Below are 14997 nucleotides of genomic sequence, written 5' to 3'. Positions count from 1 at the left end.
ACAATCGGGTCATGTCTCGGCGTTGGCTGTTCGCCGACCAGCTCGGACCACACTTCCTCGACGAGCGCCGCCAACCGGTGCTGCTGATCGAGTCGAAGGCGGTCTTCCGTCGTCGGGCCTTCCACCGGCAGAAGGCGCACCTGGTGCTCTCCGCCCTCCGCCACCGGGCGGCCGAACTGGGCGACCAGGCGATCTTCCTACGCGCCGAGACCTACCGGCAGGCACTGCGGCGGGTACGCAAACCGCTGGAGGTCTGCCACCCGACGTCCCGGGCCGCGCTGGACTTCGTCCGTGGGCTGGACCAGGTGACCGTGCTGCCGCCCCGCGGCTTCGTCACCGGGCTGGACGAGTTCGCCGACTGGGCGGACGCTCGGCGCGGCGCGCTGCGGATGGAGACCTTCTACCGGTTCGCCCGGGAACACCATCGGGTGCTCGTCGACGGTGCCGAGCCGGTCGGCGGGCGGTGGAGCTTCGACACCGAGAACCGCCAGCCGCCGCCGAAGGGTGTCGAGCGGCTCGACGTACCGCCTCCGCCGATGCCCCGCGAGGACGACATCGACGCCGAGGTGCGGGAGGATCTGGACCGCTGGGAACGGGAGGGCATCCGTTTCGTCGGGCGGGACGGTCCGCGACGATTCCCGGCCACCACCCGCGAGGCTCAGGCACGGCTGCGGCACTTCCTCAAGCACCGGCTACCCCACTTCGGCCCGTACGAGGACGCCATGCTCGCCGGTGACCCGTGGCTGGCGCACAGCATGCTCTCCTCCTCGTTCAACCTCGGGCTGCTCGACCCGATGGCGGCGATCCGTGGCGCGGAGCAGGCGTACCGCAAGGAGAAGGTGCCGCTGCCCAGCGTGGAGGGCTTCATCCGGCAGATCCTCGGCTGGCGGGACTTCGTCTGGAACCTGTACTGGTACTTCGAGCCCGGCTACCAGCGGAGCAACGCGTTGGGTGCCCGCGCGGCGATGCCGGGCTGGTTCCGTGACCTGGATGCCGACGCGGTGCAGGCGCACTGCCTGTCGGATGTGCTGGCCGATCTGCGTGACCACGGCTGGGTGCACCACATCCCCCGGCTCATGGTGCTCGGCAACTACGCGTTGCAGCGCGGCTGGCGAACGGCCGAGGTGGTGGACTTCTTCCGCCGCAGCTTCGTCGACGGCTACGACTGGGTGATGACCGTCAACGTCGTCGGCATGAGCCAGTACGCCGACCTGGGGCGGATGAGCACCAAGCCGTACGTGGCCGGCGGCTCGTACATCAACCGGATGAGCGACTACTGCGGTGGCTGCCGGTACGACCCGAAGGTCCGCCTGGGTGAGCGGGCCTGCCCGTTCACCGCCGGCTACTGGTCGTTCCTCGATCGCAACCGCGACCGCATCCCGGCCAACGCCCGGATGGCGCGCACGATGGCGCAGATGAACCGGCTCGGCGACCTCGACGCCGTACGCGACCAGGAGAAACGCCGCTCCTCGAAGGCGCCGTGACCGGCGTCGGTCAGTCGGCGCTCGACTCGTCGGTGGTCTTCGGCTGGGCGCGCGGCGGGGCGTACCGCGGCACGTACTCCTGACCGGTGAGCTTCTGGATCTCGGCCATCATCTCGTCGGTCATCTTCCGCAGCGAGAGCCGGTCGTCCGGTCGTCCGGTGAAGTCCAGCGGTTTGCCGAACTTGACGGTGATCTTCTTCCCGGTGAAGGGTCGCGGCACCCGAGCGCCGATCGGCTGCACCTTGTCGGTCCCGATCATGCCGACCGGGATGATCGGCACGCCGGCCGCGATGGCGAGACGGACCGCTCCGGTGCGGCCCCGGTAGAGCCGCCCGTCCGGCGAACGGGTGCCCTCGGGATAGACGACCACCAGGTCACCGCCCTTGAGCGCGGGGATGGCCGCGTCGAACGCGGACAGCGCCGCCCGCCCACCGGCCCGCTCCACCGGGATCGCGCCGAGGCCGGTGAGGACGAACTTCGAGAAGCGCCCCTTGAGGGTGGTGCCCTTGAAGTACTCGGATTTGGCCCAGAAGGCGAGGTGCCGGGGGACGACCGTGCCGAGGAACAACTCGTCGGCCACCGACAGGTGGTTACCGGCGAAGATCGCCCCACCGGTCTCCGGTACGTGCTCCAGACCCTCCACGGTCGGTCGGAACGCCACCCGCAGCGTGGGTGCCACGGTGAGCTTGCCGATGGTGTAGAGCAGCGGCACTGGTCCTCCGACGATGGGGTGATGTACGCAGTGGGGCGCTGACACCGTAGCGGACCGACGCACGTCGTGATGCGCGAGGTGGCGCGGATCCGCTGGCTGGACTACGGATGGTGACAGGGGCCCCGCTGCTGCCCGAGGGCATTGACAAGGGCCCCTGCTCATCCGTCAGGCGCGGCGACCACGCCCGCCTGTTCCGTCACACGCGGCCGACCGCGCCCGCTCAGTCGTCAGACGCGGCGGACCGAGACGGTGACCCGCTCGCCCTCACCGGCCTCGCCGGCGAACCCGTCGATTCCATCGGCGAAGTCGACCCGCTCGGCCAGCACCTCCCGGGCCACGAAGTCGGCGTACGCCGACACCGCCTCCCGTACCTGCGCCGAAGCGTCGACGGTCGCCACGATCCGGTCGGAGATGTCCAGGTCGGCGTCGCGCCGGGCCTGCTGCACCACCCGGACCACGTCGCGGGCCAGCCCTTCGGCGGCCAGTTCCGGGGTGACAGTGGTGTCCAGCACCACCACCCCCTCACCGCCGGGCAGCGGTGCCGAGTGCTCGGCGTCGGCCGCGATAAGGCGCAGCTCGTACTCACCCTCGGCGAGGGTGACCCCGGCGGCGACCGGGTCGCCGTCGACCAGTTCCCACTCCCCCGCCTTGACCGCCTTGATCACCTGCTGGACCTGCTTGCCGACCCGCGGCCCGAGCGCCCGGGGCACCACGGTCAGCACCTGCTGGCAGTACGCCGACACGTCGCCGGTGAAGACGACCTGCTTGACGTTCACCTCGTCGGCCACCAGGTCGGCGAAGGGACGCAACTGCTCGGCGACCGGGCTGGCCACGGTCAGCGTGGACAGCGGCAGCCGCACCCGCAGACCCTTCGCCTTGCGCAGCGACAGCGCCGCCGAGGCGACCGCCCGGACGTTGTCCATCGCGGCCACCAGCTCGTGGTCGGCCGGGAACTCGTCGGCGACCGGCCAGTCGGTCAGGTGCACCGACCGCTCACCGGTCAACCCGCGCCAGATCTCCTCCGCGGTCAGCGGCGCCAGCGGCGCCACCACCCGGCACAGGGTCTCCAGCACCGTCGACAGCGTGTCGAACGCGTCGGCGTCGCCGGACCAGAACCGGTCCCGGGAGCGGCGCACGTACCAGTTGGTAAGCGCGTCCAGGTAGGACCGCACGGTGCCGCAGGCGCCGGAGATGTCGTACGCGTCCATCTGCGCGCCGACCGTCGCCACCAGCTCGTTCGTCTTGGCCAGCACGTACCGGTCGAGCAGGTGGGTGCTGTCCGTCCGACGCCGGGCGGTGTAGCCGTCGGCGTTGGCGTAGAGCGAGAAGAAGTACCAGACGTTCCACAGCGGCAGCAGCACCTGTCGGACGGCGTCCCGGATGCCCGACTCGGTGACCGGCATGTCCCCGCCACGCAGCACCGGCGAGGACATCAGCATCCAACGCATCGCGTCAGACCCGTACGAGTCGAAGACGTGGTACACGTCCGGGTAGTTGCGCAGGCTCTTGGACATCTTGCGTCCGTCCGAGCCGAGCAGGATGCCGTGGCTCAGGCAGTTGCGGAACGCCGGCCTGTCGAACAGCGCGGTGGCCAGCACGTGCATGGTGTAGAACCAGCCACGGGTCTGCCCGATGTACTCGACGATGAAGTCGCCCGGGTAGTGGTGCTCGAACCAGTCACGGTTCTCGAACGGGTAGTGCACCTGGGCGAACGGCATCGAACCGGACTCGAACCAGCAGTCCAGCACCTCCGGCACCCGACGCATCATCGACTTGCCGGTCGGGTCGTCCGGGTTGGGACGAACCAGGTCGTCCACCGCCGGCCGGTGCAGGTCGGTCAGGCGTACGCCGAAGTCCCGTTCGATGTCGGCAAGCGAGCCGTACACGTCGATGCGGGGGTAGTTCGGGTCGTCCGAGCGCCACACCGGGATCGGCGAGCCCCAGAACCGGTTCCGGCTGATCGACCAGTCCCGGGCGTTGGCCAGCCACTTGCCGAACGAGCCGTCCTTGATGTGGCCGGGCGTCCAGTTGATCTGCTGGTTCAGCTCGACCATCCGGTCCTTGAACTTGGTCACCGCGACGAACCACGACGACACCGCCTTGTAGACCAGCGGGGTGTCGCAGCGCCAGCAGTGCGGGTACGAGTGGGTGTAGGTGTCCTGCTTGAGCACCACCCCCCGGTCCTTCAGTTCCCGGATCACCGGCTTGTTGACGTCGAAGACCTGCTCGCCCTGATACGGCGGGACCAGCGAGGTGAACCGGGTGTGGTCGTCCACCGTGACGATGGTGGGGATGCCGGCGGCGTTGCAGACGTTCTGGTCGTCCTCACCGAAGGCCGGGGCCAGGTGCACGATCCCGGTACCGTCCTCGGTGGTCACGAACTCCGCCCCGAGCACCTGGTACGCGTTCTCACCGGCCTGCTCGACCAGGAAGTCGAACAGCGGGGTGTAGCGCCGCCCCACCAGGTCCGCGCCACGCACCGTGCCGACCTGCTCGTACCCCTCGAGTTCCTTGGCGTACGCGGCCACCCGCCCGGCACCCACCACGTACCGCTCGCCGTCGCGTTCCAGCACGGCGTACTCGATGTCCGGGCCGACGGCCAGGGCCAGGTTCGACGGCAGGGTCCACGGCGTGGTGGTCCACACCCCCAGCTTGACCGGGCCACGGACCAGTTCCGGCGCGGACTCGTCGGCGGTCAGCTCGAACCACACCGTCAGCGTCGGGTCGTGCCGGTCCCGGTAGACGTCGTCCATCCGGGTCTCGGTGTTCGACAGCGGGGTCTCGCACCGCCAGCAGTACGCCAGCACCCGGAAGCCCTCGTAGACCAGACCCTTGTCGTGCAGGGTCTTGAAGGCCCACATGACGCTTTCCATGTAGTCCAGGTCGAGGGTCTTGTAGTCGTTGGCGAAGTCGACCCAGCGGGCCTGCCGGGTGACGTACCGCTCCCAGTCCTGGGTGAACTCCAGCACCGAGGTGCGGCACGCCTCGTTGAACCGGGCCACGCCCAGGTCGAGGATCTCCGCCTTGCTGGTGATGCCGAGCTGCTTCTCCGCCACCACTTCGGCGGGCAGGCCGTGGCAGTCCCAGCCGAAACGGCGCTCCACCCGCCGACCGCGCATGGTCTGGTAGCGCGGCACCACGTCCTTGACGTACCCGGTGAACAGGTGCCCGTAGTGCGGCAGCCCGTTGGCGAACGGCGGGCCGTCGTAGAAGACGTACTCGTTGTCGGCGTCTCCGCCGCCGGCGCCGGTCTCCGACTGCCGGCCGGAGGCGGGCCGCTGCTCGACGCTGGCTTCGAAGGTCTTGTCGGCCGTCCAGTGCTCCAGCACCCGGCGCTCGACCGCGGGCAGGTCCGGGCTCGCCGGGACACCGGCGGCGGTCGGGTCGTGCAACGGATAGGCCATCGCCTGTCGCTCCTCGCTGACACTCACTGTGTGTGGGTCTTGCGAGGACGAGCCCGTCACCGGTACGCCGTCACCAGCGCCCCGGGCCAGGCCCGCGGTACCACCCCGCTTGACGGTCAGGATCAACCGCCCGCTCGTTAGGCCGGCTGTAACGGGCCGAACCCGTCCGGTTCTACTCGGGCACGAGGCCCTTTCTTCCGGAGGCTCCCCGGTGATGGCCGGATCGTCGCCAGTCCCCCCATCCTACCCGCCCCACCCACCCCCCTCACCCCCATAACCTCCCCCACCCCTCCCCCACCCCCTCTCTTCCGCGATCTTGCACTTCTGGTCGCCCTTACGCGGCTTCTGCATGGATATGCACCGACACAAAGTGCAAGATCGACGGCGCGAGGGAGGCAGGGGGCGGGTGCGGGGGTGGTGGGGGTCACAGGGGCGGGGTGTCACGGCGGGGGTGGGGTGGGGCGTCGTGGGGGTGTTGGAGGCACTGTCAGGAGGTTGTCGTGCAGCGGATGAACGTGGCCGAGGTGGCGCCGGAGGCGTACCAGAGTGTGCTGGGGTTGGAGAAGTACGTCCGGGCCAACGTGGATCACACCGTGCTGGAGCTGGTGAAACTGCGCGCGTCGATGCTGAACGGCTGCGCGTACTGCGTCGACATGCACAGCCGGGACGCGATGGACGCCGGGGAGTCGCATCGGCGGCTGTTCGCGGTGGCGGCGTGGCGTGAAGCGCCCTTCTTCGACGAACGGGAGCGGACCGCGCTGGCGCTCACCGACGCGGTCACCCGCCTCGGCGAGCACGGGGTACCCGACGACGTCTGGGAGGCCGCCGCGAAGGTCTGGCCGGAGAGGGCCCTCGCCGACCTGGTGCTGGCGATCGCCACAATCAACGTGTGGAACCGGATCGCGGTGACCTTCCGCACGGACCTGCCGACCGAGGTCTGAGCCTGATCGACGCGGTGGAGGCGGCCGGTGCGCTCGAAGCGCACCGGCCGATGCTGCTCGGTCTGGCCTACCGGCTGCTCGGCAGCCGGCACGACGCCGAGGACGTCCTCCAGGAGGCGTACCTGCGCTGGATGCGGGTCGACCGGGCCGGCGTGGCCGAGCCGCGCCGCTACCTGTCCCGGGTGGTGACCCATCTGGCCATCGACCGGCTCCGCGCCCGGCAGACGGCCCGGGAGGCGTACGTCGGGATGTGGCTGCCGGAGCCGGCGCCCACCGCGCCGTCGCCGTTCGGCCCGCTGGAACGCGCCGAGTCGCGCGATTCGCTCTCCACGGCGCTGCTGCACCTGCTGGAACGCCTCACCCCGCCGGAGCGCGCGGTCTACGTGCTGCACACCGCCTTCGAGCTGCCGTACGCCGAGATCGCCGAGCTACTGGACCGCTCGGTCGAGGACTGCCGGCAACTGCATCATCGGGCCGGCGTGCGGATCGGCCGCGACCAGCGCCGCTTCACCGTCGACCGGGCGGAGCAGCAGCGGCTGCTGGACGCCTTCATCGCCGCCGTCGACGACGGCGACCTGGCCGCGCTGACCGACCTGGTGGCCGCCGAGGCGACCGCGTGGAGCGACGGCGGCGGCCGGGTGCGGTCGGCCCGCAACCCGGTGACCGGCATCGACCGGGTCACCCGCTTCCTGCTGGGCATCCGCGACAAGGGCTGGCCGCTCACCGTGCACCGCACGGAACTCAACGGCCAGCCGGCCGCCGTCGTGGTCAGCGCAGCCGGCCACCGGTACGCCCTCACCCTCGCCACCGCCGACGGTCGGATCACCGACGTCTTTCTGATGGCGAACCCGGACAAGCTGACCTGGGTGGCGTGAACCGGCCACCCGGTCGAGGACCAGGCGTCAGCTCAGCTCGGGGAACCAGAGTGCGATCTCACGCTTGGCGCTGTCGGCCGAGTCGGAGGCGTGCACCAGGTTCTCCCGGTTGGACAGCGACAGGTCACCCCGGATGGTGCCGGCGGCGGCCTTACGCCCGTCGGTGGCCCCGATCAGGCCACGCACCACGTCGATGACCTGGTCACCGGAGAGCACCAGGGCGACCAGCGGGCCACCGGTCATGAAGGTCTTCAGCGGCGGGTAGAACGCCTTGTCCACGTGCTCGGCGTAGTGCTCGTCGGCCAGCGCGGCGTCCATCGTCCGGGACACCATGGCGTCGATCCGCAGCCCCTTGCGCTCGAAGCGGGAGATGATCTCGCCGACCAATCCACGGCGGACCGCATCGGGCTTGATCAGTACGAGCGTACGCTCGTCCGGGCTGCTGCTGGACACGCTGGGTTCCTCCTCAGAGCGGAAGCCGGTCGGGCTGGGTACGGTCAGCCTAGCGACCCGGTCCCGGCGCCGGCGCGGTGGTCGGTGCTTCCCCCGATCCCCGATCCGGCCTAGCCTGACCCTGACCACCCGGGAGGTCCACTGTGGCGAACGGCGGGAACCGACCCATCGCACCGGTACGCAAGTTGGTCGCTACGGTGCTCGGTGCCGTGGCGACCTTCGTCATCCTTTTCGGCCTGGGCATGACCAGCTGGGCCATCGTGGCGCTGGGCGTCGCCGTGCTGGCCCTGGCGATCGCGCTGGCCACGGTCCGCGCCGGCGGGCGCACCTGGGTCGTGGGTGCCGGACACGTGCACAGCGCCTCGGAGCCACCCACCCAGTACGCCTTCGGGCGCTGCGAACTCCAACTGGTGATCGACGCCCCGGGCCTACCGCCTCGGTCGAAGAAGATCATCGAGCCTCGGGTGCCGGTCTCGAAGTGGCCGTCGCTCGGCCAGAGCCTGCCGATCCGGGTGGCCCTGGACGACCCACGACACGTCCGGGTGCTCTGGGACGAGGTGCCCACCCACACCGAGACCGACCCCACCGACCCGCCTCCCGAGTACGCCACCCCGGTACCGCCGGACGAGGTCCTCATCGGGCAGGAGGCCCCACCGTGGGCCGGTCGGGCACCGGAGGACGACTTCCCGCTGAGCGATCCGCTGGCTGGTCCCGGCGGTGACGATCCCGTCGAGCCGGTCGAGCCACGGGAGCCGGTACGGGTCCGTCAACGTCCGGGCGGGCCGGTCGTGCTGGAGGGGACGGTGGTGGAACAGTCGAACGACCATCCGCTGCCCCGCCGGGCCACGCCGGCACCGCGTACGCCGGCCGAGGAACGGTTCGCCGCCGCCACCGCGCCCGCGGAAGCTCTGGTCGACGCCCAGCCGAGCGGGGCCCAGCCGAGCGCGGCCCGGCCGACCGACCCGGCCCCCCGCTCACCCGACCCGCTCGACCCGCTCGACCTCCCGTTGGATGACCCGGAGCCACGACCGACGACCGCGAGCGACCTCACGTCAGGGCCGTCGACGGCGAGCGACCCGGCACCGGTCGCCGTGGACAGCCAGACCACCGTGGACAGCCAGGCCGCGGTCGACGAGGCCGTCGAGGCCCGCAAGCTGGACGAGGCGATCTTCGGGTACGACCCGGAGGCCGTCGACGTGGGCACCGTGGACCCGGCCGCGCCGATCAGTGGTGTCGGCATCACCCTGCTGGTCACCGACCTTGCCCGCTCCCTGGCGTTCTACCAGGGGCGGCTCGGCTTCACCGAGGTCGACCGGGGCGCCGGCAACGCCGTACTCGCCTCCGGGGCCACCCGACTGGTGCTGCGCGAGGTGTCCGGCGCCCAGCCGGTCAGCCGCCGACTTGTGCACGTCAACCTCGATGTCGACGACATCCAGGGGGCGTACGAACAGCTACGCGACTCCGGTGTCCGGTTCACCTACGCCCCGAGGATCGTCAACCGGGGCAACCGGCTGGAGGTGTGGGCGGCCGCGTTCCGTGACCCGGACGGTCACGGCATCGCCCTCACCCAGTGGCGGGAGCGCGCCGACGCCTGAGCACGGCTCAGCCGAGGATCACCCGACGGACATGCCAGGCGTACGCCCACACCAACGCGAACATCACACCCAGTACGAGCAGGGACCAGTGCAGTAGCCCGGAGAGCAGCAGCAGCCCCTGCAACACGGTGCCGGCGTTCCACGCCCACGGCCGGCCCATCAGACCGGCCAGCATGGCGGCGGCCACGGCCAGCGCCACCACCGCTCCGATCGCGGCAGCGCTCAGGTCACCGCCGACCAACCGGATCGGTTGGATGGCCAGCAGCAACACCAGCGCCTCCAGGGCCAGGGTGCCGGCACCGAGACCGCGTACCGCCCGCTGCGGGTCACGCAGCCCCGAGCGCCGCTGCTGCGGGCCGTCCGGTCCGCTCATCGCTTCAACAACCGGCGCGCGTCGGCCACCGTCACCACCGAACCGGTGACGATCACGCCGACCCCGGCCAGTTCGCCCGGTACGTCCTCCTCGGCCAGCGCCACCGCCGCCTCGATCGCGTCCGGCATCGCCTCGGCCACCTCGACCCGGTCAGGCCCGAACACCTCGGCGGCGAGCGCGGCCAACTCCGTGGCCGGCAATGCGCGTGGCGAACTGTTGCGGGTCACCACCACCTGATCGACGACCGGCTCCAACAGCTCCAGCATGCTCGCCGCGTCCTTGTCGGCAAGGGTGCCCACCACGGCGACCAGCTTGCTGAAGGCGAACTCCTCCTGCAGGGCGGTGACCGTGGCCGCCATGCCCTGCGGGTTGTGCGCGCCGTCGAGCAGGATCGTCGGGGCGTTACGCACCCGCTCCAGCCGACCCGGGGAACTGGCGGTGGCGAACCCCTCCCGGACCGTCTCCAGGTCGAGCTGACGCCGGGCACCGGCACCGAGGAACGCCTCCACGGCGGCGAGCGCCACCGCCGCGTTCTGCGCCTGGTGGGCGCCGTGCAGCGGGAGGAACACCTCCTCGTACACCCCGCCGAGGCCCTGCAACGTGAGCACCTGCCCGCCGACCGCCACCGCCCGGCGCAGTACGCCGAACTCCGAGCCCTCGCGGGCGATGGTGGCACCGACCTCGGCGCAGCGTTGCAGGATCGGCCGCGCGGCTTCCTCCTCCTGGGCGGCGGCGATGACCGTCGCGCCCGGGTGGATGATGCCGGACTTCGCGACCGCGATGTCCTGCAACGTGTCACCGAGCCACTCGGTGTGGTCCAGCCCGATCGGGGTCAGTACGCACACCCCGGCCTGGATCACGTTGGTGGCGTCCTCGGCACCGCCCAGCCCCACCTCGACCACCGCCACGTCGACAGGTGCGTCGGCGAACGTGGCGAACGCCAGCGCGGTGGTCATGTCGAAGTAGGTGAGCGGCTCGGCAGAGCGGTCGTCGACCAGCTCGGCGAGCGGCTTGACCTCCTGGTACACGGCGGTGAAGCGGGCCTCGTCCACCGGCTCGCCGTCCAGGCTGATCCGCTCCCGCACGGTCTCCAGGTGCGGGCTGGTGTACCGCCCGGTGTGCAGCCCGAACGCCCGCAACAACGAGTCGATCATCCGAGCCGTGGAGGTCTTGCCGTTGGTGCCGGTCAGGTGGATCGACGGGTACGCCCGCTGCGGGCTGCCCAGCAGGTCGAGCAGGTCCGAGATGCGGTCCAGCTCGAAGACCATCCGGGTGAAGCCGCGCCCGGCCAGTTCCGCCTCGATCTCGGCGAAGGCGGCCCGCTCGGCGGACTTGCCCCGACCGGCGCGTTCCGGGTTGGTGCGCTCATCGGCGCGGCCGGGCCGGCCGGCGTCCGCCGGTCGGCCCGCACCGCTGCGGTCGTCGTGTTCGTTGCTGTCGGTCACGAGGGCAGCGCCTCCAGAGCGGCGTCGATGCGGGTGAGGTCGGCCTCGGCGGCGGCGAGCCGGTCGCGGATCTTGGCAACCACGTGTTCCGGTGCCTTACCGACGAACGCCGGGTTGTCCAGCTTCGCCCGCGCCTGCCCGGCCTCCTTCTCGGCCGCCGCGCGGTCCTTGGTCAGCCGGGCGCGTTCGGCGGCGATGTCGATCGACCCCCGGGTGTCCAGCGCGACGCTGACCTCCCCCGGCATGGCCAGCGTCGCGCTGGCCTGGAAGTCGTCACCGGCCGCGTCGAGCCGGGCCAGGGAGCGGATCAGCGGCTCGTGCGCCGCGACACCGGCACCGGCCAGCCCGTCGAGCCGGGCGGCGACCCGCTGGGTCGGACGCAGCCCCTGGTCGGAGCGGAACCGCCGGACCTCGGTGACCACCCGTTGCAGGGTGGCGATCTCCGCCTCGGCGCCGGTGTCGATCCGGGCCCGGTCGGCAACCGGCCAGGCGGCCGTCATCACCGTCTCGCCACCGGTCAGCGCGGTCCACAGTTCCTCGGTGACGAACGGGATCACCGGGTGCAGCAGCCGCAGCAACTGGTCCAGCACGTGCCCGAGGACCCGGCGACTGGTGTCGGCGGCAGCACCACCGGCGGCCAGCACCGGCTTGCTCAACTCCACGTACCAGTCGCAGACGTCGTCCCAGGCGAAGTGGTAGAGCAGGTCACAGACCTTGGCGAACTCGTACGCCTCGAACTGCTCGTCCACCTCGGCGGTGACCTGCGCCAGCCGGGACAGGATCCACCGGTCGACGGTCGACAACTCGGCCGCGCCCGGCAGCGGCCCCGCGGTGTGCGCACCGTTGAGCAGCGCGAAGCGGGTCGCGTTCCACAGCTTGTTGCAGAAGTTGCGCGACCCCTGGCACCAGTCCTCGCTGACCGGCACGTCACCGCCGGGGTTGGCGCCCCGGGCCAGGGTGAACCGGGTCGCGTCGGCCCCGTACCGGTCGATCCAGTCCAGCGGGTCGACCACGTTGCCGAAGGACTTGGACATCTTCTTGCCGTGCTCGTCGCGGACCATGCCGTGCAGGGCGATCACGTCGAAGGGCTGCTTGCCGTCCATCGCGTACAGGCCGAACATCATCATCCGGGCGACCCAGAAGAACAGGATGTCGTACCCGGTGACCAGCACGCTGGTCGGGTAGAACTTCGCCAGTTCGGCGGTCTGCTCGGGCCAGCCGAGGGTGGAGAACGGCCACAGCCCGCTGGAGAACCAGGTGTCCAGCACGTCCTCGTCCTGGTGCCAGCCCTCGCCGGTCGGCGGCTGCTCGTCGGGGCCGACGCAGACCACCTCGCCGTTCGGGCCGTACCAGACCGGGATGCGGTGGCCCCACCACAGCTGGCGGGAGATGCACCAGTCGTGCATGTTGTCGACCCAGGCGAAGTAGCGCTTGGCCAGATCCGCCGGCTCGATCGCCACCCGGCCGTCGCGCACCGCGTCACCGGCCGCCTTGGCCAACGGAGAGGTGTTGACGAACCACTGCAACGACAGCCGCGGCTCGACGGTGGTCCGGCACCGCGAGCAGTGCCCGACAGCGTGCACGTACGGCCGCTTCTCCGCCACGATGCGCCCTTCGGCGCGCAGCGCCGCGACGATCGCCGGGCGGGCCTCGAACCGGTCCAGCCCTTCGAACGGGCCGGGTGCGGTGATCACACCCCGCTCGTCCATGATCGTCAACGCGGGCAGGTCGTGTCGCTGCCCGATCTCGAAGTCGTTCGGGTCGTGCGCCGGGGTCACCTTCACCATGCCGGTGCCGAAGGCCGGGTCGACGTGCGCGTCACCGACGATCGGGATCCGACGGCCGGTCAGCGGCAACTCGACCTCGGTGCCGATCAGGTGCCGGTACCGCTCATCGTCCGGGTGCACCGCCACAGCAGTGTCGCCGAGCATGGTCTCGGCCCGGGTGGTGGCCACCACCACGTCGTCGCTGTAGCGGATCGAGACCAGCTCACCGTCGTCGTCGGAGTGCTCCACCTCGATGTCGGACAGGGCCGTCAGGCAGCGCGGACACCAGTTGATGATCCGGTTCGCCCGGTAGATCAGGCCGTCGTCGTACAGCTTCTTGAACATCGTCAGTACGGCCCGCGACAGGCCCTCGTCCATGGTGAAGCGCTCCCGGTCCCAGTCGACCGAGTCGCCGAGGCGACGCATCTGGCCGAGGATCGAGCCGCCGGACTCCGCCTTCCACTGCCACACCCGCTCGACGAACTTCTCCCGACCCAGGTCGTGGCGGGACAACCCCTGCGCGGCCAGCTGCCGCTCGACCACGTTCTGGGTGGCGATGCCGGCGTGGTCCATGCCCGGCAGCCAGAGCGCCTCGAACCCCTGCATCCGCTTACGCCGCACCAGGGCGTCCTGCACCGTGTGGTCGAGCGCGTGGCCCATGTGCAGCGATCCGGTGACGTTGGGCGGGGGGATCACGATGGTGAACGGTGGCTTGTCACTGTGTGCCGACGCCCGGAACCGACCGTCGGCTACCCACTGCTCGTACCGTCGCTGCTCTACCTCGCCGGGCTGGTACTGGCCGGCGAGGGTCGGGGCGTCGGGGCGTCGGGTATCCAGGTTCTCGGTCACCTAAGAAAGTCTACGGAGGGCTTCCGCAGACCCGACGTCCACCACCGGTGCTTTCGCGTACGGTGGCGGCTATGTCGGACGCACATCGCACCGCGCGCCAGCTGGATGAGGGGGCTCCGCCGCTTGACCTCACCGACGAGCCGATCGAGCTGAGCAACCGCGACCCGCAGGACGGGCCGGAACGCACCACGGTCCGTGGCCGCCGGCGCCGCATCGCGATCACGCTCCTGGCCGTGCTGGCACTGACGGGTGTGGGTGCGTTCGGCGCCTGGGGCTGGCGGATCATGCAACAGAAGGACACAGTGATCGCCACGCCGGACACGATCGCAGGGCTCACCCGGGACGACAGCGAACGGGCCGTGAGCACCGCCGACTACCTGCGCAGCGGCCTCGCCGCCGACATCCAGCTCGACACCAGCTTCGGTGCCGTCTACCAGGACCCAGCCGACGCACGCCAGTCGGTCCTGTTCTTCGGCGGCACCACCCTGCTCTGGCAGCCCGAGCGAGACTTGGAGAGCCTCTTCAGCCTGATGTCCGACGAGACGGGTGCGGTGACCGGCCTGCGCGACATCACTCCGGGCCGACTGGGCGGCGTGATGAAATGCGGAACCACAAGCGGCGAGGGTGGCGACTTCGCAGTCTGCGGCTGGGCCGACCACGGCAGCGTGGCCATCGCCATGTTCCCCTTCCGCCCCGTCGACGACGCAGCCGGGCTCCTCCGCGAAATCCGGGAAACCGTACAGACCCGCGACTGACCCTCCACCCGGTCCTCTCGCGCCAGTCTCGCCAACGCCCTCCCTCGCCAGCGTCCTCCGGCGACAGCGTCCTCTGTCGCCGGCGGTCTCTGTCGTTGAGTAGCCCTTTGCTCTGCTTCAACCCACGCACTGGCTCTCGCCGCTGGCTGTTGCGTCGGTTGAAGCAGAGCAAAGGTGCCCGGAGGATGACTAGCCAGCCGGCCGTGACAATTGCGTGAGGTCATGACCCGGCGCGAGCTGTTACGGGCGGAGAGCCGGCACCGTATCGCGCCCGCAGAGCCGTTCCCAACCCCGAATCAGCAGTAGCTCTCCTAGGGCTAGACACGTTTGAGGGCCACCCCAACA

General features: G+C 70.6%; 11 protein-coding genes. 5 read left to right on the top strand and 6 right to left on the bottom strand.

The window, feature by feature from the left end; all coding sequences use genetic code 11:
• The first annotated feature begins 11 nt into the window (after positions 1–11).
• Positions 12–1484, top strand: a complete 1473-nt coding sequence (locus Vgi01_RS00055) for a cryptochrome/photolyase family protein (RefSeq protein WP_204289766.1) — start codon at positions 12–14, stop codon at positions 1482–1484.
• A 10-nt stretch (positions 1485–1494) separates the two neighbouring features.
• On the opposite strand, the gene Vgi01_RS00050 is transcribed toward Vgi01_RS00055, so the two are convergent.
• Together Vgi01_RS00050 and ileS are read right to left on the bottom strand one after the other, a co-directional pair.
• Positions 1495–2196 carry a lysophospholipid acyltransferase family protein gene (locus Vgi01_RS00050; protein WP_102659216.1) on the bottom strand — a complete coding sequence of 234 codons (702 nt, stop codon included), beginning with the start codon at positions 2194–2196 and terminating at the stop codon, positions 1495–1497.
• 227 nt (positions 2197–2423) lie between these two features.
• The gene (gene ileS, locus Vgi01_RS00045; RefSeq protein WP_204289765.1) at positions 2424–5600 is read right to left on the bottom strand and encodes an isoleucine--tRNA ligase; all 3177 of its coding nucleotides are present in this window, start codon (positions 5598–5600) and stop codon (positions 2424–2426) included.
• Positions 5601–6109: 509 nt separating this feature from the next.
• On the opposite strand from ileS, the gene Vgi01_RS00040 reads away from it, so the two are divergent.
• Together Vgi01_RS00040 and sigJ are read left to right on the top strand one after the other, a co-directional pair.
• Positions 6110–6541, top strand: coding sequence for a carboxymuconolactone decarboxylase family protein (locus tag Vgi01_RS00040; RefSeq protein ID WP_199180372.1), 432 nt, complete (start codon positions 6110–6112; stop codon positions 6539–6541).
• Positions 6490–7416 carry an RNA polymerase sigma factor SigJ gene (sigJ, locus tag Vgi01_RS00035; protein ID WP_239088732.1) on the top strand — a complete coding sequence of 309 codons (927 nt, stop codon included), beginning with the start codon at positions 6490–6492 and terminating at the stop codon, positions 7414–7416. Before Vgi01_RS00040 ends, sigJ begins: the two co-directional genes overlap by 52 nt.
• A 27-nt stretch (positions 7417–7443) precedes the next feature.
• Here the strand turns inward: sigJ and ndk are convergent, their stop codons facing one another.
• On the bottom strand, positions 7444–7869 hold the full coding sequence (ndk, locus tag Vgi01_RS00030) for a nucleoside-diphosphate kinase (RefSeq protein WP_102660988.1): 426 nt from the start codon (positions 7867–7869) through the stop codon (positions 7444–7446).
• 143 nt (positions 7870–8012) lie between these two features.
• On the opposite strand from ndk, the gene Vgi01_RS00025 reads away from it, so the two are divergent.
• Entirely contained in the window at positions 8013–9464 is a 1452-nt protein-coding gene (locus tag Vgi01_RS00025) for a VOC family protein (protein WP_204289764.1), read from the top strand.
• Positions 9465–9471: 7 nt separating this feature from the next.
• On the opposite strand, the gene Vgi01_RS00020 is transcribed toward Vgi01_RS00025, so the two are convergent.
• The 3 genes from Vgi01_RS00020 to Vgi01_RS00010 all read right to left on the bottom strand — a co-directional run bounded on the left by Vgi01_RS00020 (position 9472) and on the right by Vgi01_RS00010 (position 13897).
• Complete coding sequence (locus tag Vgi01_RS00020; RefSeq protein ID WP_102660990.1) at positions 9472–9837, bottom strand: DUF4233 domain-containing protein; 366 nt, start codon at positions 9835–9837, stop codon at positions 9472–9474.
• Positions 9834–11105 carry a bifunctional folylpolyglutamate synthase/dihydrofolate synthase gene (locus tag Vgi01_RS00015; RefSeq protein WP_239088736.1) on the bottom strand — a complete coding sequence of 424 codons (1272 nt, stop codon included), beginning with the start codon at positions 11103–11105 and terminating at the stop codon, positions 9834–9836. The genes Vgi01_RS00020 and Vgi01_RS00015 overlap by 4 nt, the downstream gene beginning before the upstream one ends.
• A 173-nt stretch (positions 11106–11278) precedes the next feature.
• Positions 11279–13897, bottom strand: a complete 2619-nt coding sequence (locus Vgi01_RS00010) for a valine--tRNA ligase (RefSeq protein WP_204289763.1) — start codon at positions 13895–13897, stop codon at positions 11279–11281.
• 71 nt (positions 13898–13968) lie between these two features.
• On the opposite strand from Vgi01_RS00010, the gene Vgi01_RS00005 reads away from it, so the two are divergent.
• A complete protein-coding gene (locus Vgi01_RS00005) occupies positions 13969–14652 on the top strand; it encodes a hypothetical protein (RefSeq protein ID WP_102660992.1) in 684 nt (227 codons plus the stop codon).
• The last annotated feature ends 345 nt before the right edge of the window (positions 14653–14997 follow it).

Origin of the sequence: Micromonospora gifhornensis (assembly GCF_016863515.1) — a bacterium.
Classification (GTDB): domain Bacteria; phylum Actinomycetota; class Actinomycetes; order Mycobacteriales; family Micromonosporaceae; genus Micromonospora; species Micromonospora gifhornensis.
The sequence above is the reverse complement of the archived record's forward strand: the minus strand, read 5'-3'. Positions and strand labels throughout refer to the sequence as shown.

What these genes read in the sequence shown, in the direction of transcription:
- Vgi01_RS00015 (WP_239088736.1), bottom strand. Translation starts at nt 11,105, where the DNA reads ATGGTCTTCGAGCTGGACCGCATCTCGGACCTGCTCGACCTGCTGGGC.
- Vgi01_RS00055 (WP_204289766.1), top strand. Translation starts at nt 12, where the DNA reads ATGTCTCGGCGTTGGCTGTTCGCCGACCAGCTCGGACCACACTTCCTC.
- ileS (WP_204289765.1), bottom strand. Translation starts at nt 5,600, where the DNA reads ATGGCCTATCCGTTGCACGACCCGACCGCCGCCGGTGTCCCGGCGAGC.
- Vgi01_RS00005 (WP_102660992.1), top strand. Translation starts at nt 13,969, where the DNA reads ATGTCGGACGCACATCGCACCGCGCGCCAGCTGGATGAGGGGGCTCCG.
- Vgi01_RS00020 (WP_102660990.1), bottom strand. Translation starts at nt 9,837, where the DNA reads ATGAGCGGACCGGACGGCCCGCAGCAGCGGCGCTCGGGGCTGCGTGAC.
- Vgi01_RS00040 (WP_199180372.1), top strand. Translation starts at nt 6,110, where the DNA reads ATGAACGTGGCCGAGGTGGCGCCGGAGGCGTACCAGAGTGTGCTGGGG.